The sequence below is a fragment of the Streptomyces meridianus genome (genome assembly GCF_023703325.1).
In the GTDB taxonomy this organism is placed as follows: Bacteria; Actinomycetota; Actinomycetes; order Streptomycetales; family Streptomycetaceae; genus Streptomyces; species Streptomyces meridianus.
In genome coordinates this window covers 42,217-64,345 of record NZ_JAMQGM010000051.1, presented here as the reverse complement: position 1 = coordinate 64,345, position 22,129 = coordinate 42,217, and the positions used below count along the sequence as shown (strand labels likewise).

Below are 22,129 nucleotides of genomic sequence, written 5' to 3'. Positions count from 1 at the left end.
GGCGTCGCCCCGCCGGACGGGCGGCGCAGGCGCCCGGAGCCGGTCCGCGAGCGCGGCGGCCAGTCCGCCCACCGGCGCGAAGGCGTCCCAGCCCGGCAGGCGCGCCGGAGCGCAGTCGGCGTCGGCGAAGGGCAGAAGGGCCTCGCGGACCGCCACGGCGTCGACGGGACGGTCGGCGGGCTTCTTGGCGAGAAGGCGTCCGACGAGGCGGGCGAGCCCCTGCGGGACGTCGCCGCGCAGCAGCGCCAGCGGCGGCGGGACGTCGTTGACGTGCCGGTCGGCGAGCTCGTACGCGCTGTCGCCCACGAACGGCGGGACACCGACCAACGCTTCGTACAGTACGCAACCCAGGGCGTAGAGGTCGGCGGCCTGCGTGACCAGACCGGCCTCGAACTGCTCGGGCGCCATGTAACGGGCCGTGCCCACCGTGACGCCGGTGCTGGTCAGCCGCGTGCCGTCGACGTCGTCGGTGATCCGGCCCATCCCGAAGTCGAGGACCTTCACCAGGCCGCCCCGGGTGAGCATGACGTTGGCCGGTTTGAGGTCGCGGTGCACGATGCCCGCGGTGTGGGCCGCGGCGAGGCCGTTGGCGATCTGGGCACCGATCGCCGCGACCCAGGTGAGGGGCAGCCGGTTCTCCTCGGCGACCAGGTCGGAGAGGGGACGTCCGTCCAGAAGTTCCATCACGAGGTACGGCAGGCCGCCGTTGGTCCCGTCCACGCCCCCGTCGATCGTGCGCGGGAGGTTCGGGTGGTCGTCGAGCATTCGCATGATCCGCACCTCGCGGGCGAAGCGCTCGACGGCTCCGGCGTCGGCGTCGGTGCCCGCCGGGGCGCCGGAGCGGCGGCGCAGCACCGTCTTGACCGCGACGTGACGCTCCTGCCCGGAGGCTGTCGGTGAGGCGTGCAGATCCTCGGCCCGGTGAACCTCGCCCATGTTGCCCGCGCCGACCAGCCCGGCGAGACGAAACCGTCCTGCGACGCACTCGACGTCCACAGCCGCTCCCCCTGATGCTCCGCGGCCTGTGCACCCCGCCCTGACCGCGCCCTCCCCAAGTCGGCTGAATGTCGGTCGTCCACGGAAAGACCATCAGCCTTCACAAACGATACACAGAATCTTCAGAAGATTGAACCGTGCATCAACAGTGATGTGATGGCTCGTCATGAATGAGTCAGATAATTCTGACTTCGCATCAACGGCCTGGTGCCAAACTCCCCCGTGCCGGCCCGTGTCGGGCTCGCGGTCATGGGGTCGGCGGTCAACCGTCGTGCCGATGTGGGGGTTTGATGCGCTCCCGTTCGGGCCGAACCGGAGCGTGGCAGCCCCCGGATGCTCCCGACGGCGGTATTGCCCCATGTTCCCCCTACTGACTCACGAAGTGCGGAAAGGGTTGCATCGGCCCGAGTGGGGGATTTTCCGCCTGTTGTCGCGGCCCTCCGGTGCTCCCATGGTGATGCGGTGCCGGGGCTGCGGACCGCGTGACAGGGGGATTGTCAGTGGCGGACCTCGGTGTCATGCTCCGTTCATCCCTGCTGTGAGCTGCGAGGAGCCATCCGTGCGAGATCTCCCGGACATCCCGAATCCGTCCGCGCCGGATGTTTCCCGGGACCCGTCGCCGGGGGAGGAGCCCCCGCCCGCCGGGAGCAGCCGCCGGAACCTGCTGCGGGCCGGGGCAGCCGTCGCCGGGCTCGGTCTTCTCGCGCACGTGGCCCCCGGAGCGGCCGCCGGTGAACGCCCCGCCTCCGAAACGGACTCCACGGGCGCCGCAGCCGCCTCCGGCTTCCTCGTCGGCAGGGGCATCGGCGACGCCACCGGCGAGGTCGCCGAGGTCGGCATGATGGGCTACGGGCGCGTCGACCAGCAGGCCGAGGGCCTCCACACCCGGCTGCGTGCCCGCGCGTTCGTCGTCGCCGACGAGACGGCTCCCGGCGACCGGGTGCTGCTCGTCGTCGTGGACGCGGGCATGATCTTCGACAGCGTGCGCCAGGCGGTGCTGCGCGGCCTGGCCGAGCGCTACGGCGACCTCTACACCGCCCGCAACGTCATGCTCACCGCCACCCACACGCACTGCGGCCCCGGGGGCCACTCCCATCATCTGCTCTACAACCTCACCACCCTCGGCTTCCACCAGAAGACCTTCGACGCCATCACCCGCGGCATCCTGGACGCCGCCGGCCGTGCCCACGACGACCTGGCGCCCTCCCGACTGACGCTCACACACGGCGAGTTGCACAACGCGAGCGTCAACCGTTCCCGGGAGGCGTTCGATCGCAACCCCGCCGACATCCGCGACCACTTCCCCGACGCGATCGACCCCCAGACCACCCTGCTGCGCATCGAACGCGGCGGTCGGCTGGCCGGGGCCGTCAACTGGTTCCCCACCCACAACACCAGCATGTCCGGCGACAACCGGCTGATCAGCGCCGACAACAAGGGCTATGCGGCCTACCACTGGGAGCGCGAGGTCGAGCACGCCGACTACCTCGCGGATGCGACCCCCGACGTCGTCACGGCCTTCGCCCAGACCAACGCCGGCGACATGTCGCCGAACCTCGACCTGAAACCCCCCACCACCCCGGCCGACTTCGCCCGCACCCACGCCAATGGCCTGCGCCAGTACGAGGCCGCCGCCGCCCAACTCGACCGCACCGGCGCACGGCTCACCGGTGGCGTCGACGCGCGTGTGGTGTTCGTGGACCTCTCGAATGTCACCGTCCGCCCGGAGTTCACGGGCGACGGACGCGCGCACCGGACCGCCAAGGCCGCCCTCGGCGCCTCCATGGCCGCGGGCAGCACCGAGGACGGACCGGCCTTCCCCGGCTTTCAGGAGGGCGAGAACCCCCTGTGGGACGCGGTCTCCGACTCGGTCCTCTACACCGCGTCGCCCGAACTGCGCGACGCCCAGTCCCCGAAGGACATCTTCGTCCCCATCGGCGAGATGAACCGCGTCCACCCGTGGGTGCAGGAACTCGTCCCGGTCCAGCTGATGCGGATCGGCGGGCTCCACCTCATCGGCATCCCCGGCGAGGTCACCATCGGCGCGGGACTGCGGCTGCGCCGCACCGTGGCCGAAATCCTCGCCGCCGACGTCGAGAACGTCCTCGTCGCGGGCTACGCGAACGCCTACTTCCACTACCTCACCACGCCGGAGGAGTACGACGCCCAGGCCTACGAGGGCGGCAGCACGCTCTTCGGCCGGTGGCAGCTGCCCGCGCTGCAACAGGTCGTCCAGCGGCTGGCCGTCGCCCTGCGGGACGGCGCGGCCGTCACGCCCGGTGCGACGCCCCCCGACCTGTCGGACAAGGCGCTGTCGCTCCAGCCGCCCGTGGTCGTGGACGTGCCGCAGCCGGGCCGGTCGTTCGGCGACGTCCTCACCCAGCCCGGCACCTCCTGCCGGCCCGGCGACCGGGTGACCGCCGTGTTCGCGGGCGCCCACCCCTCCAACGACCTGCACCGCGGCGGCACGTACCTGCGCGTGGAACGTCTCGACGGCGGAACCTGGGTCACGGTCGCCGACGACGGCGACTGGTCCACGGCCTTCCGGTGGGAGCGGGACGGAATCGCGGCGTCGAAGGTGACGATCACCTGGGACGTGCCGCAGGGCGCGCGCCAGGGCAGCCACCGCATCCGCTACTTCGGCGACGCAAAGCGCCTCACCGGAGGCGTCGGCGCCTTCACGGGCACCACCCGCACCTTCGACGTGAGCGGCTGACCGCCGCACACCCGGCCGCCGGCGTGGAGGCACGTCACGGCTCACCCCTTGCGGAACCGGGCCGGACCGTCGGTCACCCGACGGATGCGGCGATGGTCCGTGCGCAGTCCATGGACTCGGCGCGCGCGGTGTCCACCTCCAGGTCGTAGATCACGTCCCGGTGGACCAGATCTGCCTGGGACGCGGCCATCCCGCTGATCCGATCGCCTCGCGCGACCTCACGGCCCGCGGCAACCGCAGCGTCGCATCTGACACCGACCCACAGCACCCGCAGGCCGTCCAGAGCCTTCTGCCATCGCCGCTGTGAGTCCGCTCCACCGAGAAAGACCTCGTCGACGATGACCCGGGCGCCCGCACGGGCCATCGCGGCGACCCCCTCGATCCACGCGGCCTCCAGGGCGCGGAACTCGGACCCGACGGTCACTTCTCCGTCCCGGCCGAACCCGATCCCACTGTCGGAGGTCTGCATGGACGCCGGCATCGCCTCGACCAGCGTGTCCGTCCCGAGCGCCAGCCACGGATCCGGCAGGACCGCCTGAAGGCACCGGACGATCCCGGACTTGCCCGAGCTGGAACCACCGTTGAGAACGATCACATGAGTCGGCATCGCGTCACAGTAGAGGCACCAGCGGGCGCTCGGTTCGGATTTCCGCGAACCGCACCGCCCACGGCCTGTCAGGACCCGGCCGACCGTGCTTCGCTCCCCGCCGAGTCCCCAGCCTGCTCCAGTACACGCCCACCCCGGCCGGCCCGGCCCACGGGACGACCTGCCGCTCCCGGCCGTTGAGCAGCCACACGCCCCGGGCGTCAACAGCCACCGCGGTATGCCGGTTCATCCGGATCGGAATGCCGAAGAGCACCCCGAGTGCACCGAACACCAGCATCACCACGAGCCCGGCGATCCCGGGGCCGCTGCTCTCGCCGCGGTTCGTCCCGGTGGCGACCATGACGATCCCGGTCACTCCCGTCAGCCCCGGCAGGACGAACGCCAGGGAGACGGGACCGGCGGCCAGCAGGCTGCGGCGTCCGGTGCGCACCGTCGTCGCGTCCGGGGCGGGGCCCGGCGCCGACGGGGATCAGGAGTGGTGATGCACCCGGATCCTACGATTGCGGCACCGCTGTCACAGCGGCTTCGTAGGATCCGGGTGCATGACCGCACATGACGAACGCAGCGACCGGGCCGAGCAGTTGAGGGACGGCTCCGAGGCGCCCGGCGCGCAGGGGGTCGCGGCCGATGGAGCCCGTGAGGTGCGGCAGGCGCGCCTCACCTGCACCAGGGTCGGTGTCGTGGTGGTGATCGCGGGCGTGGTGGGGCTCCTGGCCCCGCTGGTCCACGGTGAACTCGCGGGTGTCGGGACCCTCTTCCTTTCCGGCGGCACGACGCTGGCCGCAGTGGGCGTCCTGCTGGCCCGTCGGGTCCCGCCCCGCCTGGCCTTGGCGGTGATCCTCGCCGGGCTCGTCGTGATGGTGGTCGGTGATCCGGTCATGCCGTAGGAGCGGGTAGCGTCAGCATCCGCTTCGCCAAGGCGTGCGGCGAGACACCGAGCCGAGGGAGTCTTCGATGACCACGACCATCCGCCGGGCGATCATCCCCGCCGCCGGTCTCGGCTCCCGCCTTCTGCCGCTGACGAAAGCGACGCCGAAGGAGATGCTGCCGGTCGGCGACAAGCCGGTGATCGAGCACACGGTCCGCGAACTCGTCGCCTCCGGCGTCACGGACATCACCATCGTCGTCTCCGGCGGCAAATCGCTGATCCAGGACCACTTCCGCCCGAACCCCGCCCTCGTCGAGCAGCTGCGCGCGGACGGAAAGAACGACTACGCGGACGCGGTGGAGGAGGTCGGCGAACTCTCCCGGGCCGGCCACATCACCTACCTGGACCAGCACGGCCCGTACGGCAACGGCACCCCGGTCCTCAATGCGGCACGGCACTTCGGCGACGAACCCGTGCTCGTCCTGTGGCCGGACGACGTCTTCGTCGCCCGCATCCCGCGCGCACAGCAACTGACGAAGGCATACGAGGCGGTGGGCTCCCCGGTCCTGGCCCTCATGCCGATGGACCCCGCCGACGCCCGGCGCTACGGCGTGCCCGTCGTCCAGGAGGACCAGGGCGCCGGCCTGCTGCGGATCAGCGGCCTGGTCGAGAAGCCGGAACCGCAGGACGCCCCGTCCGCCTACGCCGCCATCGGCGGATACGTCATCACCCCCGGCATCGTCGAGGAACTACGCGAACAGACCCGCCGCTGGTACGAGCACCGCAGCGGCGAGATCTACCTCACCGACGCCATCAACGCCCACGCGGGCGCCCACCCCGTCTACGGCCAGGTGATCCAGGGCAGTTGGTACGACACCGGCGACCCGCTCGCCTACCTCACCGCCCAGTTCGCCTCGGCCCTCGCCGACCCGGAGTACGGCCCGCACCTGCGCCGACTCGCCCGGGAGCTCAGCGGCCCCGGGACGGAGGGCCGCGGCGGCGGAGTGTGAAGCAGGCCGGACGCGCGTAGGCTTCCCCGTCATGCACGAGGAGATCCTGACCGGGGGCGGGGTGAACCACGTCGTCCGCATCGGGGCGACCGTACGCAGACCGACCGGCCCCTGGACCCCGGCCGTCCACGCACTCCTGGACCACCTCGCCGCAGCCGGGTTCCGGGGCGCGCCGAGGGCCCACGGCATCGACGAACAGGGCCGGGAAGTCCTGGACTTCGTGCCCGGCCAAATCGGCACGCTCTCGGGGTGCGACGGCGCCCGGCCGGGGGCCGCGGGCCGGCTGCTCCGGGCCTTCCACGACGCGACCGCGGGGTTCGTCCCGCCCGCCGGCGCCATCTGGTACTTCCCGCCCCACGAACCGGCCGAGGTCGTCTGCCACGGCGATGCCGCCCCGTACAACATGGTGTTCCGCGACGGACTGCCCGTGGCGTTCATCGACTTCGACACCGCGCACCCCGGCCCCAGGATCCGGGACGTCGCCTACGCCGCCTACCGGTTCGTCCCGCTGACCACCGCTCCCGCGGAGGGAGCGATGCCCCTGGCCGAACAGGCCCGGCGGCTACGGCTGTTCGCCGACGCCTACGGCCTGGCCGCCCGGGACCGTGCCACGCTCGTCGCCACCGCCGTGGCACGACTGGAACACCTGGTCGGCCACATGGAGGAACAGGCGGCCGCCGGAAACGCGGCGTTCGCCCGGCACCTGGCCGAAGGCCACGATCGGCACTACCGCGCCGACGCGGAGCACCTCGCGCGCCACGCGGACGTCCTGACCGCGGCGTTGGGACCGGCCGGCTGAACCGCCCGGCCGGCGGGGGCACGTCGCCGCGAAACGTCTCAGCATGCGACCCGGCGTGCTGGGAGTTTCCTCACTCCATGCCCCTTTCGATCAGGTGTCGACCGCGAGGAATGCCGGCCGGAGACCGGCTGGGATCCCGGAGCCCGGGTGACGTTCCGGCCTCCGGCGCGGCTCGTCCCGAGGAACGGACGCCGAATGCGTCCGGCACCGGAAGCGCCCGCACCTTTGCGAAGATCCCGCCGCCCGCCGGTGCCCCGGCGCCGCCCGGGCGGTGCCCGCCGACGGCTGACGGGGAGGCCCCCGGGAGGCTCCCCCGACGGGCGGGGTGCCTCCCGGGGCGGGAGGAGACATAGCGCCGTCACGGTGCCGCCAGGGCGCGGGCCCGGGCCGCGCGCACCGCGTCGGTGAGGCTGTCGATGTCGTACGGGCCGTGGTGCCGGCGCCCGTTGATGAAGAACGACGGCGTTCCCGACACCCCGCTGAGGTCCGCCGACTCCAGATCCTCCGCGACCCGGGCCGCCCCGCTGTGTGCCCGCAGGTACCGGCGGAATCGGTCGGTGTCCAGGCCGCGCTCCTCCGCGTGCCGGACCAGATCCATCGGTCGCAGTTCCTGCTGGTGTGCCAGCAGACGGGCGTGCATCTGCCAGAACGCTCCCTGCTCGGCGGCGGCCTCCGCGGCCTCCGCGGCCAGCTGGGCATTCGGGTGAACGTCCGGGAGCGGCAGGTGCCGCCAGACGTACGCGACGTCGTCACCGAACTCGGCCAGTACCCCGCGGACGACCGGCTCGGCCTTCCCGCAGTAGGGGCACTCGAAGTCGCCGTACTCGACGAGCGTCACGAGTGCGTCGGACGGCCCGCGCAGGTGGTCCCGGTCGGGGTCGACGGGATCCGCGAGGTCGACGATCTCCTGCGCCCTGCCGTAGAGGGCGCGTTCCCGCGCTCGCGCGGGCAGGCGCGAGATCGCCAGGGTGACGGCCCAGGTGGCGGCGAAGGAGCACAGCACGGCGGTCAGCACCCCGACCTTCGCCTCCTCCAGCACCGCGCCGTCGAACGCGAGGGTGGCGATCAGCAGGGAGACCGTGAAGCCGATGCCGGCGATGGTCCCGCCACCGGCGACGGCCCCCCATCCCACGGGCGGGGTCGTCCGCTTCCCGCCGAGGCGGGAAGCCAGCCAGGAGCCGCCGAGGATCCCGAGCGGCTTGCCCAGCACGTAGCCGATCAGGATGCCCAGGGTCACCGGCGAGGTGAACGCCCGGGCCAGCAGATCCCCGCTGATCGTGATGCCGGCGTTCGCCAGGGCGAACACGGGGACGATCACGTAGCTGCTCCACGGGTGGAACAGCCGTTGGAGCCGCTCGTTCGGGGAGATCGCGGAGGCGATGCCGAGCCGGGCCGAGCGCTCCAGGTCCGGAGTGGGCTGCTCGCGGAAGGAGCGGAACAGGTCGGAAGCCCGTTCGAGGTCGGTGCGGGCGGCGGGGTAGGCGTAGGTCATCAGGCCCATGACCAACCCGACGACGACCGGCTCGATCCCGGACTCGTGCAGTGCCACCCAGGCCCCCAGGCCCAGGGCTCCGAACACCGCGGCCCGGCGCGTCCCGGTGGCGCGGACCATCAGGGCGAGCACCAGGAAGCCCACCGCCGCCAGCAGCGGCGCCGGGGCGACATGCCCGCTGTAGGCCACGGCGATGACGACGAGCGCCAGAAAGTCGTCCACCACGGCAACGGTCAGCAGGAACGTGCCCAGTCGGCGGGGCAGACGGGAGCCGACCAGCGCGAGCAGGCCGAGCGCGAAGGCCGTGTCCGTCGACATGGCCGTACCCCAGCCCTGCTCGGTCCCGCGACCCGCATTGATCCCCAGGTAGACCGCGACGGGAAGAAGCATGCCGCACACGCCCGCCACCAGGGGAAGGGCCAGCCGCTGCCGCTCGCGCAGCTCGCCCATGTCGAACTCCCGGCGTGCCTCGAGCCCGATGACGAAGAAGAAGAACGTCATCAGCCCGCTGTTCACCCATGCGCGCAGGTCCTGGGAGAGCTCCCAGGTGCCGAGCCGGATCGAGAGGCCGGTGCGCCACACGTCCTCGTAGGAGGACGGGGAGGCGTTCGCCCAGACGAGGGCGGCGAGGGTGGCGACGAGGAGCACGCTCGCGCTGCCGGTCTCCGTACGGAGGAAGCCCCGCAGAGGTGTCCGCAGACCGCGCGGCAGGGCGCTGCGGGCGGAGAATGCCTGAATCGTCTCCCAGCGACCGCTCACCCGTAAAGTCTGCCCGCACGCGCTCGGGCCTGCGCGGGCAGGCGAGGACGTGCCGGTTCGCGGACGCGGTCGTTGGTCCGGTGGTGTGTTCCGTCGTTTGTCTCGGTGCCCGCCGGGTTACCCGATGTCCATGCCTCTTCCCTTGACATTGCTGTCCCGGCTGGAGCGGGCCGAAGTGCTGGACCGGGTGGCCGGCCCGCTGGCGGCCGCCGTCCGTGCTCTGCCGCTCGGTGCCGCCCGGGACGTCCTGCACGGCCGTCCCGTGGGACACGCGCTGCATCCGACCCTGGTGCAGATCCCCGTCGGCAGCTGGTTCGGGGCCGCCGTGCTCGACCTGACGGGCAGACACCGGCGCGCGGCCCGCCTGCTGGTCGCGATCGGGCTCGCCGGGGCGGCGCCGGCCGCCCTGTCCGGCGCCGTGGACTTCGCCGAGCAGCTCCCCGAGCAGCAACGGGTCGGGGCGGTGCACGATGCCGCCGTTGCGACGGGCGTCGTGCTCTACAGCCTGTCCCTTGTCGCCCGCTGCCGGGGGCGCGACGGCCGTCTGCTGGGGTTCGCCGGGCTGACCGCGGTGGGCGTCGGCGGCTTTCTGGGCGGTCACCTGGCCTACCGTCAGGGTGCCGGGGTCAATCATGCGGATGTGATCGGGCACCTCGTCCCTGCGGGCTGGCACACGGTCGGGGCGCTCGAGGAGTTCCCGCCCGGCCGCCCGGTCCGCAAGCTGATCGGCGACGTGGCGGTGCTGCTGGTCAGGGAGGGCGAGAGCGCCGAGGGACTGCGGGCGCTGGCCGACCGCTGCAGCCATCTCAGGGGCCCGCTGTCGGAGGGGGAGGTCCACGAGGGATGCGTGACGTGTCCGTGGCACGGCAGCACGTTCCGCCTGTCGGACGGCGTCCGGGTGAGCGGTCCGGCCACGGCCGACCAGCCGGTCTTCGAGGTGCGCGTCGTGGACGGGGCGGTGCAGGTGCGCCGCCCCGGGGACTGACGAGCGGCGCTGATCCCGCTCGGTCTCGGGCGGCAGGTGAGCTTCCCGCAGCCGGAGACGCAGACGGAGGGAGCCCCCGCCCGGAGGCAGGGGCTCCCGTGGTGCCGCCGGCGGCAAGCGAGCCGGCCGGGTGTCAGTCCTTGCCGGCGAAGGTGGCGCGGGCGGCCAGGGAGCCGCAGTTGGAGCCCGTGTTGAAGGCCTCCCAGGTGCCGATGATCCCGCCCCATTCGACGCACATGCCGCGCGCGTACTTGTACACGGGGCCGGCGTAGGAGCGGTACTCGCCCTCGTCGTAGGCCGGGTCCGACGGGTCGTCGAGCGTGTTGAGGTAGGCGAACATGTACGTGGGCGACCCCGCGGTGTTGCGGATGGTGACCACACAGTTCTTGCCCGACGTGGAGTTGTAGGTCAGGTAGACCGTGCCCACGCTTCCGACCGGAGCCGAGTTCACCACCTTGTAGCCGGAACCGCAGACGCCGTTGTACGCGGCGGTCGCCCCGCTCGTCGCCGCGGACGCGGCGGGCGCGGTGGCGACCAGGCCGGCGCAGGCCATTCCGGTGGCGGCGAGAGCAGCCGTCAGAGCACGCTTCGAACGCTTCATGTGCACCCTCATCCGTTGAGTCCGGGCCCCGGAACGTGTGAACCGGAGCCACTTGACGAGACTTTCGGGATGCTTCGATGGTTGCGTCCTGGATGGGACTGTTTACGGGTTTTTGCGGAGGGTGATCTTCCGTAATTTCCGGACCCATTCGTTCCGGATGCTTGTGCCGGGCTTGCCGGTCAGCCGAACTCTCATCACATTCGCCCGCCTTGGGTGCAAAGAGTTGCGGGACCGCCATTCGATAAGCCGACCGGCGTTCGGACAATGGTGAATCGGATGGTAGTTGGGGTGGCCAACGGTGTCGGAAACGGAACCTGTCCGATGTTTATTCGTGAGCCCGGCGTCCAGTGTCTGATGACCTGTTCCGTGCTGCCGCTCCGTCATGTCATCATCCCGCCACGGCGTTGCCGTGGTCGGTCGGGGACGTGATCCGGGAGGGAACCGCTTGCGCAGCTCATGGGGAAGAGTCGTGCCCGGAAGATCCGCTTCGGCGCTGATCGCCTGCTTCCTGGCTCTTGCCGTGGTGATGGCCAATCCGGCGACCGCACATGCGGCCTCGAACAGCTCGGCCTTCAACGACCCGCTGAGCAGCGTTCGTTCGGAGCAGACGGTCATCCGTGACCGGGTCGTCGACCTGATACGGAGGGCGGATCCGAACTCGACGATCAGGATCACCATGTTCCAGCTGTGGAGTGCCACGGTTGCCAGGGCCGTCACGACGCCCATGAGGACCCGTCACGAGCGGTGAAGGTGCAGGTCGTTCTCGACCGCGTCTCCGCCACCAGCCCCGTGGCCGACGGCACGTACGCCACCCTCAAGGCGTCCCTCGGAACGGACACCGGCCGCAGCTCGTTCGTGACGCTCTGCCCGACCGGCAGGTCCTGTCTGGGCAACCCGGACAAGGGGAGTTCGGTCAGTCACAACAAGTTCGTCCTGGTGTCCAGTGCCGATGCCGGCCTCACCCGCAACGTGGTGGTGCAGACGTCGTCCAATCTCACCCCGTCCAGTTACGACGTCTATTGGAACAGCGCGACCACGGTGACCGGAAACGGAACCCTCTACAACGCCTATGTGAGCTATTTTCAGAAACTCAAAGCCAAGAGCTGGTCGACCTGGAAGTATTCGCGAACGCCGGCCGGCGCCCATACCGCCTATTTCTTCCCCCGGGCCGGGTCGACCAATGCCTCGGACACCATCGTGGGTGTCCTCGAGAACGTGGACTGCACCTGGTCCGACAGCACCGGCAGCCACCGGACGGCGCTGCGGCTGGCCATGTTCACACTGACCCGCCAGGGTGTTGCGGACAAACTGGCCTCGCTGCGCCGAGCGGGCTGCACCGTGGACATCGTCTACAGCAACACCGATGCGGGCACCTGGAAGGCCCTGCACTTCAGCGGGGGCCCGCAGATGCGGTGCTACGAGCACGACCACGACGGCGACTCCTCCACGCCGCTGATGGTCGTCCACTCCAAGTACATGATCATCGACGGCTGGTGCGCGGGCAAGCGCAACAAGGCGGTCTGGACCGGCAGCCAGAACTACTCGACGTCCGGGCTGCGGGCCAACGACGAGACCGTGCTGAAGGTCGACGACGACGCCACGTACCTGGCCTACCGGAACAACTTCGGCGCCGTGCGCAGCGCGGCGGTGCCCGGGACGGCGGACAACGTCGCCAAGTGCAAGAGCTGAGGGACTGCCGGCGCCGGATGGAAGCGGCCGGCGCCATTTGCCGAACGCCCGTGCGGGGAGAACCGGTTGCTGGACATGAGCGTGCAGGGCAAGTACCACTCCGGACGGAAGCAGCTGACCTTCTCCGGTGTCCACGGCACGATGGAGGATCCGGAGGAAGCGGTCGACACGTTCGCCGAAACCTGAGTTCCCAGCTGGGTGACGGGCCCGTGGCCACTCAGGAGCCGGAGGGGTTCGACGGTGACGTCATGAAGTGCGGCAGGGTGGCCACAGGGAGCGAGTCGGCATTCGTCTGCATCTGGGGTGTTTGTGACAGGTTGTTTTGGCTCCACTTCGACACTGGAACTGGCTCCACTTGGGGTGTGATGGCGCCCGGGTGAGGGGCGTCAACTTCGCTCCGACAAGTTGTTTTGGCCCCACCCCGTTCGGGTGGGTTGTCTGGCGGCAGTGGGGGGCGGGACGGTAGCGTGATGCATCGGATCCGAACCGGACGGCGAGCCCCCGACAGGCTTGACCGGACCGCAGGATCTCGACCCGTGTTCGATCCGGGACCGTCGGATTCTCCGATTCGCGGTGGACGACGGGCAGGGGCATTGGCTCGGTCGGCGGAGAACGGCAGGGCCCGACGTGGCCGAGGCTGGGCCCCTGTGGGGTCCAGCCTCGGTCCTTCCTGTACTGATCTTGTAGCCGAGCGTGATCACCATCGTTTAAGTCGCTTGCGCTTGCGCGGGGCGTGAGCACAATCGGCGCGTGCAGATCTTGTCGTTCCCAGAAGCAGCCACTCCCGCCGACTTGCGTGTCCAGGTGAGAGAGATCCAAGAGCAGGCATGGCCGTCCGAGTTCGGGCCGGACGCTCCTGTCGACACCCCGACCCACGATCCTGCACTGCGCCCGTTGTCCATGCTGCTTGTGGACGAGGGGACCGTGCCGGCCGCGCTGGACATCCTGTTCAAAGAGATCGTCCATGCCGGCCGGTGCTTTTCTGCTGGTGGGCTGAGCACGGTGGTGACGAGCAAGCAGGCACGTGGCCGTGGGTATGGCCGGCAGCTGGTGACAGCGGCGCGGGAGAGGATGATCGCCCAGAGCCTGGACCTGGGCCTGTTCACGTGTGATCGCCCGCTGCAGGCGTTCTATGAGAGCGCTGGCTGGCGTGTGCTTCCCGGAGCCGTACTCATCGGAGGAACACCGCAGGCTCCCTTCCCCAGCGATCAGCCTGGCTTCGACAAGGTCACGATGTCGGACTTCTTCTCGGCCGCGGGCCGTCAGGCGCAGGCGTCGTTCCATCACTCCCGCATCGAGCTGTATCCGGGGGAGATCGACAAGCTCTGGTGATGGCCGCCAACCGGCCGGTGGCCAGCGAGCCGGGGCACCGGTGAACGGTCCGGACCCGCCGGCAGACGCAGGTCAGGATTTGCGGCGGCGCTTCTCCTGGGTCTGGGCCAGGCGGAAGCTGTCGGTGCCGGTCTCGATGATGTGCGCGTTGAAGGTGACCCGGTCGACGATCGCCGCGCAGAGCCGTGGGTCGGTGAAGGTCTGCTTCCACTCCGAGAACGGAGCATTGGACGCGACGGCGATCGCCCGTCGTTCCTCGCGTCGGTGAACACCTGGAACAGCAGCTTCGCTCCGGTCTTGTCCAGGTCGAGGTAGCCGAAATCGTCCAGAAAGAGCAGGTCAACGCGCCCGTAGCGGGCCAGAGTCCTGCCGAGCTTCTTCTCGTCCGCGGCCTCGGCGAGCTCGTTCACGAGGTTTGCCGTGGTGGTGTAGCGGACCCGCAGGCCCGCCTCGGCGATCGCGGTGCCGATCCCGATCAGCAGGTGGGACTTGCCGGTGCCGGAGTCCCCGATCAGGCAGAGCGGCAGGCCGGCCTTCGCCCAGGCAGGGTCGGCGAAGGGTGTTGACCTGCTCCTGCACGATGTTGGGGTTCTTGTCGAACTCGAAGTCCTCCAGCCGCTTCGGCCGCGGGAAGTTCGCCTCCCTGACCAACCGGGCCTTCTTGCGCTCCTCGCGCTGGAGGCACTCGGCTTCCAGCAGGTCGGCAGTCCTTGAAGGTGGCCCGCTCCTTGAGCGCGGTGGCGGCCAGTTCCTCCCAGCGGGAGCGGATCGTGGGCAGGTGCAGGGTCCGGCAGGCTTCGTCGATCACGCCGCAGCCGCGTCCTTGCGGGGCTGCGGGACCCCGACGTCGAAGAGGGCGGTGCTGTCGGTCATGCGGAACCTCTCGGTTGGCGGGTCAGCAGCTGGTCATGCGGGCGCACGTAGTTCCGCACCGACGAGTACGACGCCTGGTCGAAGTCGTGCTCCTTCGCCAGCCGCTGCACGATCCGCTCGACGGTGTGCTTCTGCTTGCGCGGGGCCCTCAGGTCCTCCCGCAGTATCGCGTCGATCCAGCCCACCGCCGGATCCAGGATGCGGACTTCCTGCGAGGCACCTTCCGCGGCGGCGGGACCGCCGACGCGATCGCCTGCCTCACCGTCCGCCGGTGGCCCCCGTACTTCTTCGCCAAAGCCCGCTGCGAGAGCGACGGATTAAGACGTACGTCCCGGCGGATGTGTTCGAACAGCTCGACACGCGACAAGCCCACCCTGGCCTCCCGACACGGCCACGACCAACGGCACGGCCTCCGACATGACCGTGAACGACGGACACACCCTGTCGGGATCGGGCAGGCGGCTCACACCATTCACTCGGACGAGGACATGTCGTCGCCTAGCCGGACAGATGGGTCCAAATCCAATGTCGATCAAGGTGGAGCCAAAAGAACTTGCCGGAGTGGGGCCACTGCAACCTGTCACAAACAATCTGGGGCGACGGCGGCACCTTGGGCAACGTCCTCTGGGACGGAGAGGGGTACGCCGAGCCCTCCCCGGCCGAGTTCGCGGGCACCACCGCCAAGATCCGCGACGAGGTCCGCGCCGAGAAGTAGGCCCGACTTATCCACGGCGGCCCGAGGCCCGCACGGCCTCCGGCCGCCGTGGTCAGGCAGCCGTTCCGGAGTCCAGGAAGCGGTGCAGGGACGTCGTCATCGCGGAGACGAAGCCCTCGCGCGTCCGCTCGGGAACGAGATCCAGCGACAGGTAGGGGTTGAGGTCCTCCAGCTCGACCAGGAGGAGATCGCCCGCCTGTGTTCGGCAGGCGTCGACGCGCTGGATACCGGAGCCGAGGGTGTTCCAGTCGATGAAGCGGCGGGCAAAGGCGAGGTCGGCGTCGGTGGGCCGGTAGGCCTCCAGGACCCAGCGCCGGCCGGTGTCGGGGGCATACAGCGCGTACTGGAACGCGTCGTCGACGAAGTAGAACGACACCTCGTAGCGGAAGTCGATCCGGGGCTGGACCAGGAGGCTTCCGTCGTCGAGTCCGGCCACGCCGTTGAGCCGCTCGCGGGGCAGGAACTCGAGTCCGATGGAGTCCGCGCCGGCCTTGGGTTTCACCGCATAGACGTCTGTCGCGGGAAGCCGGTCGATGTCCTCGCGGCGGTCGACGGTCGGGATGACCGGGAAACCCGCCCCGGTCAGATCCGGCAGGTACTGCTTGCCCGCCATGTCTCCCCGCCCCGACAGCGGGTTGTAGACGCGTGTGCCCCGCTGGGTCGCGTGGTCGCGGAAGGCGTCCCACTGCTGCCGGTAGTGCAGGACGGGGCCGCTGTTGCGGACCACGACGGCGTCGAACGTGTCGGCCAGTGCGGCGGCGTCCAGGGGGTGGCACAGAGCGAGGTCGAAGTCCTCGCGCAGCCGGGAGGACAGGAAGATGTCCTCGTCGCAGTAGCGCCGCCCCCGCGCCGGGTAGGCGAGATCGCTGACGTAGAGGATGCTGCGGCGGGCGGTCACGAGTCGTCTCCCGGGATCGGTGGCATCTCGACCTGACGTGCGTGTCCCGCGGGGGATCTGTCCGAGCCCCGCGGCCCCGCCCGCTGCGGCAGAGGTGTGTTTCCCCAGGATGCCTGCTCGGACCGATGAAGCGACACCGGAGCCCGCAGCATTGGCGAACTGCCGTTCACCGCACCCTCGTTGGTGGGCTCCCGCCGGGAACCCACGTACGACGCGCAGCCCCGGGGGATGGCAGGATTCCGCACATGACCGACACCCGGGACCTGACCTTTCATCCTTCCGGAAAGCGCACCCTGTGGTTCTTTGCCGGACTCGGGGCGGCCGGAGCCCTGCTCGCCGCGGTGCACACGGTGTACGCGGGCCCGGACGTGGTGCTGGGCGCCGGTCTGCTGCTCGCCCTGATGGGCATCACCGCGCTCCGAGCGGTCACCGTGCGGGTGAGCGCCGACGCGTACGGCGTGCACGTCAGGCGGCTCCTGCGCAGCCGGAGCATGCCGTGGAGCGACATCGCCGGCCTGTACATCCGTCTGGTGCACGAGTGGAACCACCGGAGCCCGGAGGCCCGTCGCGTCGGCGTGGTGCTGCGCGACGGACGAAGGCGGCTCCTGCCGCTCGTGCGGAGCTGGACCCCCGACGACCCGGAGTTCGACGCGAAGCTGGACGCGCTGCGCGCCCTGCACCGCCGTCACGGAACCCCGGCGTCGGACCATCTTCCCGTCGTCTCGCACCGCACCGCCGGACGGGGCCGGGCCGGTTCGGTGCTCCTCTGTGTGCTGCTGCTCGCATGTTCGGGGGCCGCCGCGTCGTTCGTCCCGAGCGTAGCCGCGTACAAGCAGGCGTGGGCGTCGGCCGCACCGTGCACCGCTGATACGCCCGCCCCGCAGCGCGCGGAGTGCGTGACCACCCTGCGGGCAGTGATCGCGCGGACGGAGCGGCCCGGGAAGAGGGGTTGGTTGTATTTCGCCGACAGCCGGCCACTGGAGCGGCTGTCGGTCTCGCAGGAGGCCGCCCGGGAGTTCCGGGCCGGGGACGGCGTCGAACTGGCCGTCTGGCGCGGCACGGTGATGAGAGTGGCCGGAGAGCGGCACGTCTGGCACGAACACGTGGCCACCGCCGGGAGCCAGGCCGTCGTCGCGGCCCTGTGCCTCCTCGTCGCGGGCTACCCCGCCGCCACGATGCTGCTCCGTCTGCGGGGGCGTCGACTGGCCGACGACGAGGTCCTTCCCTCGGCCCTGCCGTTCGCGGGCGCTCTCGCCGGAACTGCCCTGTGGCTGCTGCCGTTCTGCTACTTCCACCCCACTGATCCGTTCGCCTCGCCCGCGGCAATCGCCTGGGCCGCCGCGGGCTCGGCGGCCACCCTGGGCCTGGTCGTCGCGGCCTGGCGTGCCACCCGCGTCCGCACGCCCGGAGAGGGAGCAGCGACCGGGAAGTCCGCCGGGACGGGGAAGGGGGAGGTGTTCCTGGCCGCCCGCTTCCTCGAGCACACCGACTACAACCCGCACCGCTTCGGCACCCACATCGTCCTCGGGGACGGCCCGCCCGCGGTGCTGCCTCACTCCGGCCCGGGACGGTTCTCGGCGAAGCGGATACCGGTGGAGCGGCTCACCCTCAAGGAGATCAGGCGAGCCCGGGGCAGCGACGGCGAGACCGTCCCGGGAAGCTGGCACATCGCCGAACTCGACGACGCGGGTACCCCCGTCCGCCTCGCGGCCGCCCCGGCCGACCTGACCCGCATCGTCGGCGAACTGTGCGCGGCGGAGACCCGGCGGACACCATGAGCCCCCGTGCGGCGGTCCGCTCGGCCATCGTGCGCGGCTGCCCGGGGCTCAGCGGCGCCTGAGCCACACCAGGCCGAAGACCACCGCACACACCGGCGCGACGATCATGATCAGCCCCAGTACCAGGTCGCTCATCCTCAGGACACCGAACACGCCCATCCCCCCGCCCGTGGACCCGCCTCTGTCGTCAACGCGATCCTACGCACCGGTGGGCCGGCTGTCCGGCCGAACCGTGGATCACCGCACCGGGTCGACGAGCACGCCCGGATTCAGCACTCCCGCGGGATCGAGCGCCGACTTGGCCGCGCGCAGGGCCAGTGCGAACGGCTCGGGCCGCTGACGGTCGTAGCCGACGCGGTGATCCCTGCCGACGGCGTGATGGTGGGTGACCGTGGCCCGGTGCGCGGTCAGGATCTCCGTCGCGGCAGCCTTGATGTCGTCCCACATGGCCGACTCCGACCCTCGCTTCCCGGCGGCTATCACCGTGAAGTAGGGCGCCGCGCCGTCCGGATAGACGTGCGTGAAACGGCAGTTGATCAGCCCCGGCGCCCCGGTGATCTCCGCCACCGCCGCACCGAGGTCGTCGCGCACTGCCGTGTAGAGCCCGGCGACCCGGTCCCAGGTGCAGGCCGTCTCGAACGTCTCGACCACCGCGCTCATGCGCGCCAGGGCGTCGCGCAGATAGGGCATGCGCAAGAACGCCTCACGCCAGGCGCCGACACCCTCATCCCCGGCACCGCCCTCCCGGGGGCGCGGCGTTCCCCCGTGGTCGCGGGCGATGGCGACCAGCTCCTCCAGCCGGCCGGCCACCGGTTGGTGGGCGGATTCCACGCCCAGAACCAGCACGCTCTCACCGCGCTGCGCCGCGCCGGCCATCGCGGCCTCGCCCGGATCCAGCAGACGGCAGTTGGCCGGGTGAAGACCGGACTGGGAGATCGCCCGCACCGCGTCCATGGCCGCCGTGAAGTCGTCGAAGTCCACCGATGCGGACGCCTTGTGCACGGGACGGTCCTGGAGCCGCATCCACGCCTCGGTGATGACGCCGAGCGTGCCCTCCGATCCGAGGAAGAGCCGGTCGGGCGAGGGACCGGCACCGGAGCCGGGCAGCCGCCAGGACTCGCCCGTCCCGGCCGGGGTGACCACCCGCATCGACTCGACGAGATCGTCGATGTGGGTGTACAGCGTGGCGTAGTGGCCGCCGGCCCGGGTGGCCAGCCAGCCGCCGAGGGTGGAGAACTCGAAGCTCTGCGGGAAGTGGCGCAAAGTCAGCCCGTGCGGCCGTAGCTGTCCTTCGAGCACCGGCCCGCGCGAACCGGCCTGGATCCGCGCCGCCCGGCTCGTCCGGTCCACTTCCAGCACCTCGTCCATGGCGGACAGGTCCAGGGAGAGCACGCCCGCGTGACCGCCGTCCCGGTACTCGGTTCCGCCGACCACCGAACTCCCGGCGCCGTAGGGGATCACCGCGACATCGTGACCGGACGCCCAGTCGAGGACGTTCACCACCTCGCGTTCGCTTCGCGGGAACGCGACCGCGTCGGGAGCCGCCGTCACGTCCCCGTGCAGGGCCCGGACCACGTCCCGGTAGGCCTTGCCGTAGGTGTGCGAGGCGCGGTCGAGCGGTGCGCTGGAGATCCGGTCGGCCAGACTGTCCGGCGGCGTGATGCGCACCGCCGGCAGCGCCAGGCCGGAGACCTTAGGCACGGGCAGCGGCCGGGCCGGCAGACCCGGCAGTCGGGCGGCGAGCTCCACGCACTCCTCGTCGGACAGCGCGCTCTGGCTCCACCCCCACCCCCACCAGGAGCGCACAGGGGCAGGAGGAGGGGTCTGCGTCGCAGTCATGGGGCCCTTCCCGTCACGTGAGTCGGCCGCAAAGGAATTTACCTTGCGGTAAGTTCCTGACCGTATGATGCTCCGATGGACACTGCAAGAGCCGTCACGGCGGGAACCAAGGGCGTGCCGCGCGCCGAGCGCGAAGCACAGATCATCGCGGCCGCCGTCGAGGAGTTCGGCCGCCACGGCTACGCAGGGGCGTCCATGGCCGCGATCGCGGCACGGGTCGGCGTCACCAAACCGCTGATCTACCAGTACTTCGGTTCCAAGGACGGGCTGCACATCGCCGCACTCGAACACGTCGCCGGGCTGCTGACTCCCGCCATCACCCGGGCACTGAGCCCCGGCGCCGCGACACTCGACGTACCGCTGGCCGTACTCGAGGCGATCTTCACCACCCTCGAGGGCCGCCGCCACGCCTGGTTCGTCCTCTTCGACCGGACGCTGCCGTCCGACGGCGAACTGCGCCGCACCGCCCGCCACCACCGCGACATCATCGACCGCCTCGCCGCGTCCGGAAGCGCCGAACTCCTCCGGGCGCGCGGCATCGACGACGAGGTGGACGCCGACGCGCTCAAGCACCTGTGGACGGGGGCGGTCAGTTCCCTGGTCTCCTGGTGGAACGCCCACCCGGAGGAGTCCGCCGAGGACATGGCCGGCCGCTGCGCGCGCCTGTTCGCCGCGGTCGTCGGCTGACAGCGCCGTGAGCCCCGGCGCCGGGCGCGCGGTCCCGGAGGGCGCGAACTTCAGGAATCCTGCTGAGGAACCGCCGGTTTCCGGGCCAGGAAGAACGCCTGGCGCCCCTGCCGTGGACGCTCGCTCGCGTCGGGTTCGCGCACCAGCCGGTCGTCCACGACGAGTCCCGCCCCGGCCAGCGACTCCTCCACGCGCTCGGGCGGCATCCAGAAGATCTCGAGCGACACCGCGTGGCCGTACGACTGTCCCGGTGCAGCCGCTCGTCGCCGGCTTTGAAGGCGATCAGTACGTGGCCGCCCGGTTCCAGCACCCGGTGGAACTCGGCGAAGACCGCCGGCAGCAGGTCCGGCGGGGTGTGCACGGTCGAGTACCAGGCGACGACGCCGCCGAGTCCGCCGTCCGGCAGGTCCAGCGAGGTCATCGAACCTTCCCGGAAGCGCAGCCCGGGGTGGTCGCGGCGGGCCACCGCGACCATCTCCGGCGACAGGTCGATGCCGAAGACGTCCACGCCGAGCGCGGCCAGATGGGCCGTGATCCGGCCCGGTCCGCAGCCGAGATCGGCTACCGGGCCGGTTCCGGGGAGGCGGACGTGCTCGGCGAACATGGCGAGCATCGCCCGGTCGAGCGGTTTGCCGTCCAGCTCGGTGCGGAGCAGGTCGGCGTAGGAGGCAGCCACCGTGTCGTACGCGACGCGGGTGGTCTGCAAGTACGTGGCTTCCGTCATGGCGGGACCCTGACCACGCCCACTGACCGTGCTGTTGGCGGCAAAGCCCGGATTCCGAGAAAAGTGTCCATGTTGCGGCGCGTGTCGTTCCCGGGCGTGCCGCGGATCGTCAGGCGTCGTCCCCGCCCGAACGGCCCGCCCGGCGGCGCAGCCACATCGGCAGCGCGTACCAAGCCAGCGCGAACCACAGCATGACCACACCGACCAGCACCTCGGCCAGCAGTCCGGGGACGACGACGTGCAGTATGAGCAGCAGTGTGGAGCCCACGGTCAGCGCCAGCAGCACCATGCCGCAGATCATCAACCGCCCTGCGATCGCCACCACTTCGTCCTTCATGCTCTGCCCCGACAGAAACCTGTGCAGGGAGACCGGGGCGATCAGACAGCCGGTGGTGGCGGCGGCGAGGATCACGGTGACGACGTAGATGACCCGGTCGACGGCTTCCAGGTCCTCGAAGCGGTGGGTGAAGGCCACGCTGAGGAGGAAACCGAACAGGATCTGTATGCCGGTCTGGGCGACTCGTGTCTCCTGCAGGACCTCGTTCCATCTGCGGTTGACGCGTTCGTGTTGCTGCTCGGGTTGCTGCATGCCGTGCCCGGCCGCCGGCGGGACGGCCTTCGCCCCGTGAGGGGGCCGGGGCGCGGGAGCGGTGGGGTGGTCGGTCACGCTCATGGCGGCCTCCTCGACATGAATGGGGTGGTCAGAGGTGACATTGCCCGTCTTGGGCGTGCGCATGCGGAGGAACGGTGTTCCGGTGGTG

The 22,129-nt window shown here is 70.7% G+C and carries 20 protein-coding genes and 2 pseudogenes; 11 read left to right on the top strand and 11 right to left on the bottom strand.

The window, feature by feature from the left end:
* A partial coding sequence (locus M1E25_RS22805) for a serine/threonine-protein kinase (RefSeq protein ID WP_251418690.1) occupies nt 1-996 on the bottom strand: 996 nt, incomplete at its 3' end.
* A gap of 661 nt (nt 997-1,657) precedes the next feature.
* Between M1E25_RS22805 and M1E25_RS22800 the strand changes: the two genes are divergently transcribed.
* On the top strand, nt 1,658-3,712 hold the full coding sequence (locus M1E25_RS22800; RefSeq protein ID WP_285831111.1) for a neutral/alkaline non-lysosomal ceramidase N-terminal domain-containing protein: 2,055 nt from the start codon (nt 1,658-1,660) through the stop codon (nt 3,710-3,712).
* A 73-nt stretch (nt 3,713-3,785) separates the two neighbouring features.
* Here the strand turns inward: M1E25_RS22800 and cpt are convergent, their stop codons facing one another.
* Both cpt and M1E25_RS22790 read right to left on the bottom strand, forming a co-directional pair.
* Nucleotides 3,786-4,319: a chloramphenicol phosphotransferase CPT gene (gene cpt / locus M1E25_RS22795; protein ID WP_251418686.1), complete on the bottom strand. Its 534-nt coding sequence runs from the start codon at nt 4,317-4,319 to the stop codon at nt 3,786-3,788.
* Nucleotides 4,320-4,323: 4 nt separating this feature from the next.
* On the bottom strand, nt 4,324-4,749 hold the full coding sequence (locus tag M1E25_RS22790) for a hypothetical protein (protein ID WP_251418684.1): 426 nt from the start codon (nt 4,747-4,749) through the stop codon (nt 4,324-4,326).
* 112 nt (nt 4,750-4,861) lie between these two features.
* On the opposite strand from M1E25_RS22790, the gene M1E25_RS22785 reads away from it, so the two are divergent.
* The 3 genes from M1E25_RS22785 to M1E25_RS22775 all read left to right on the top strand — a co-directional run bounded on the left by M1E25_RS22785 (nt 4,862) and on the right by M1E25_RS22775 (nt 6,996).
* The gene (locus M1E25_RS22785) at nt 4,862-5,206 is read left to right on the top strand and encodes a hypothetical protein (protein ID WP_251418683.1); all 345 of its coding nucleotides are present in this window, start codon (nt 4,862-4,864) and stop codon (nt 5,204-5,206) included.
* A 67-nt stretch (nt 5,207-5,273) separates the two neighbouring features.
* Nucleotides 5,274-6,197 (top strand): UTP--glucose-1-phosphate uridylyltransferase, encoded by a 924-nt coding sequence (locus M1E25_RS22780; RefSeq protein ID WP_251418682.1) that lies wholly within the window; start codon nt 5,274-5,276, stop codon nt 6,195-6,197.
* A 31-nt stretch (nt 6,198-6,228) separates the two neighbouring features.
* The gene (locus M1E25_RS22775) at nt 6,229-6,996 is read left to right on the top strand and encodes a phosphotransferase (protein ID WP_251418681.1); all 768 of its coding nucleotides are present in this window, start codon (nt 6,229-6,231) and stop codon (nt 6,994-6,996) included.
* Between the two features lie 358 nt (nt 6,997-7,354).
* On the opposite strand, the gene nhaA is transcribed toward M1E25_RS22775, so the two are convergent.
* Complete coding sequence (gene nhaA / locus M1E25_RS22770) at nt 7,355-9,226, bottom strand: Na+/H+ antiporter NhaA (protein WP_251418696.1); 1,872 nt, start codon at nt 9,224-9,226, stop codon at nt 7,355-7,357.
* A 151-nt stretch (nt 9,227-9,377) separates the two neighbouring features.
* On the opposite strand from nhaA, the gene M1E25_RS22765 reads away from it, so the two are divergent.
* Nucleotides 9,378-10,232 (top strand): Rieske (2Fe-2S) protein, encoded by an 855-nt coding sequence (locus M1E25_RS22765; protein WP_251418679.1) that lies wholly within the window; start codon nt 9,378-9,380, stop codon nt 10,230-10,232.
* Between the two features lie 133 nt (nt 10,233-10,365).
* On the opposite strand, the gene M1E25_RS22760 is transcribed toward M1E25_RS22765, so the two are convergent.
* Complete coding sequence (locus M1E25_RS22760) at nt 10,366-10,833, bottom strand: spore-associated protein A (RefSeq protein ID WP_251418677.1); 468 nt, start codon at nt 10,831-10,833, stop codon at nt 10,366-10,368.
* A 469-nt stretch (nt 10,834-11,302) separates the two neighbouring features.
* Here M1E25_RS22760 and M1E25_RS22755 point away from each other — a divergent pair, with 469 nt between their 5' ends.
* From M1E25_RS22755 to M1E25_RS22745, 3 genes are all read left to right on the top strand, one after another.
* A complete protein-coding gene (locus M1E25_RS22755; protein WP_251418675.1) occupies nt 11,303-11,581 on the top strand; it encodes a hypothetical protein in 279 nt (92 codons plus the stop codon).
* Nucleotides 11,578-12,522, top strand: a complete 945-nt coding sequence (locus tag M1E25_RS25845; protein ID WP_251418673.1) for a phospholipase D-like domain-containing protein — start codon at nt 11,578-11,580, stop codon at nt 12,520-12,522. The genes M1E25_RS22755 and M1E25_RS25845 overlap by 4 nt, the downstream gene beginning before the upstream one ends.
* A 750-nt stretch (nt 12,523-13,272) precedes the next feature.
* Entirely contained in the window at nt 13,273-13,854 is a 582-nt protein-coding gene (locus M1E25_RS22745) for a GNAT family N-acetyltransferase (RefSeq protein WP_251418671.1), read from the top strand.
* 72 nt (nt 13,855-13,926) lie between these two features.
* Here the strand turns inward: M1E25_RS22745 and istB are convergent.
* Nucleotides 13,927-14,662 (bottom strand): annotated as a pseudogene (istB, locus tag M1E25_RS22740) (IS21-like element helper ATPase IstB).
* A 61-nt stretch (nt 14,663-14,723) separates the two neighbouring features.
* Nucleotides 14,724-14,912 carry a hypothetical protein gene (locus M1E25_RS22735; protein ID WP_251418669.1) on the bottom strand — a complete coding sequence of 63 codons (189 nt, stop codon included), beginning with the start codon at nt 14,910-14,912 and terminating at the stop codon, nt 14,724-14,726.
* 368 nt (nt 14,913-15,280) lie between these two features.
* On the opposite strand from M1E25_RS22735, the gene M1E25_RS22730 reads away from it, so the two are divergent.
* Nucleotides 15,281-15,442: a hypothetical protein gene (locus M1E25_RS22730; protein ID WP_251418667.1), complete on the top strand. Its 162-nt coding sequence runs from the start codon at nt 15,281-15,283 to the stop codon at nt 15,440-15,442.
* A gap of 52 nt (nt 15,443-15,494) precedes the next feature.
* Here the strand turns inward: M1E25_RS22730 and M1E25_RS22725 are convergent, their stop codons facing one another.
* Complete coding sequence (locus tag M1E25_RS22725; protein ID WP_251418665.1) at nt 15,495-16,340, bottom strand: ATP-grasp domain-containing protein; 846 nt, start codon at nt 16,338-16,340, stop codon at nt 15,495-15,497.
* 245 nt (nt 16,341-16,585) lie between these two features.
* On the opposite strand from M1E25_RS22725, the gene M1E25_RS22720 reads away from it, so the two are divergent.
* The gene (locus M1E25_RS22720) at nt 16,586-18,118 is read left to right on the top strand and encodes a PH domain-containing protein (RefSeq protein WP_251418663.1); all 1,533 of its coding nucleotides are present in this window, start codon (nt 16,586-16,588) and stop codon (nt 18,116-18,118) included.
* Between the two features lie 237 nt (nt 18,119-18,355).
* Here the strand turns inward: M1E25_RS22720 and M1E25_RS22715 are convergent, their stop codons facing one another.
* Complete coding sequence (locus tag M1E25_RS22715; RefSeq protein ID WP_251418661.1) at nt 18,356-19,957, bottom strand: FAD-binding oxidoreductase; 1,602 nt, start codon at nt 19,955-19,957, stop codon at nt 18,356-18,358.
* A gap of 75 nt (nt 19,958-20,032) precedes the next feature.
* Here M1E25_RS22715 and M1E25_RS22710 point away from each other — a divergent pair, with 75 nt between their 5' ends.
* Nucleotides 20,033-20,644, top strand: a complete 612-nt coding sequence (locus tag M1E25_RS22710) for a TetR/AcrR family transcriptional regulator (RefSeq protein WP_251418659.1) — start codon at nt 20,033-20,035, stop codon at nt 20,642-20,644.
* Nucleotides 20,645-20,694: 50 nt separating this feature from the next.
* Here M1E25_RS22710 and M1E25_RS22705 read toward each other — a convergent pair.
* Nucleotides 20,695-21,368 (bottom strand): annotated as a pseudogene (locus M1E25_RS22705) (class I SAM-dependent DNA methyltransferase).
* Nucleotides 21,369-21,477: 109 nt separating this feature from the next.
* Complete coding sequence (locus M1E25_RS22700; RefSeq protein ID WP_251418657.1) at nt 21,478-22,041, bottom strand: DUF6328 family protein; 564 nt, start codon at nt 22,039-22,041, stop codon at nt 21,478-21,480.
* Nucleotides 22,042-22,129 lie beyond the last annotated feature (88 nt).

Coding starts and splice junctions, on each gene's coding strand:
- cpt (WP_251418686.1), bottom strand. CDS start 4,319: ATGCCGACTCATGTGATCGTTCTCAACGGTGGTTCCAGCTCGGGCAAG.
- M1E25_RS22785 (WP_251418683.1), top strand. CDS start 4,862: ATGACCGCACATGACGAACGCAGCGACCGGGCCGAGCAGTTGAGGGAC.
- M1E25_RS22780 (WP_251418682.1), top strand. CDS start 5,274: ATGACCACGACCATCCGCCGGGCGATCATCCCCGCCGCCGGTCTCGGC.
- M1E25_RS22775 (WP_251418681.1), top strand. CDS start 6,229: ATGCACGAGGAGATCCTGACCGGGGGCGGGGTGAACCACGTCGTCCGC.
- M1E25_RS22765 (WP_251418679.1), top strand. CDS start 9,378: ATGCCTCTTCCCTTGACATTGCTGTCCCGGCTGGAGCGGGCCGAAGTG.
- M1E25_RS22760 (WP_251418677.1), bottom strand. CDS start 10,833: ATGAAGCGTTCGAAGCGTGCTCTGACGGCTGCTCTCGCCGCCACCGGA.
- M1E25_RS22720 (WP_251418663.1), top strand. CDS start 16,586: ATGACCGACACCCGGGACCTGACCTTTCATCCTTCCGGAAAGCGCACC.
- M1E25_RS22715 (WP_251418661.1), bottom strand. CDS start 19,957: ATGACTGCGACGCAGACCCCTCCTCCTGCCCCTGTGCGCTCCTGGTGG.
- M1E25_RS22710 (WP_251418659.1), top strand. CDS start 20,033: ATGGACACTGCAAGAGCCGTCACGGCGGGAACCAAGGGCGTGCCGCGC.
- M1E25_RS22700 (WP_251418657.1), bottom strand. CDS start 22,041: ATGAGCGTGACCGACCACCCCACCGCTCCCGCGCCCCGGCCCCCTCAC.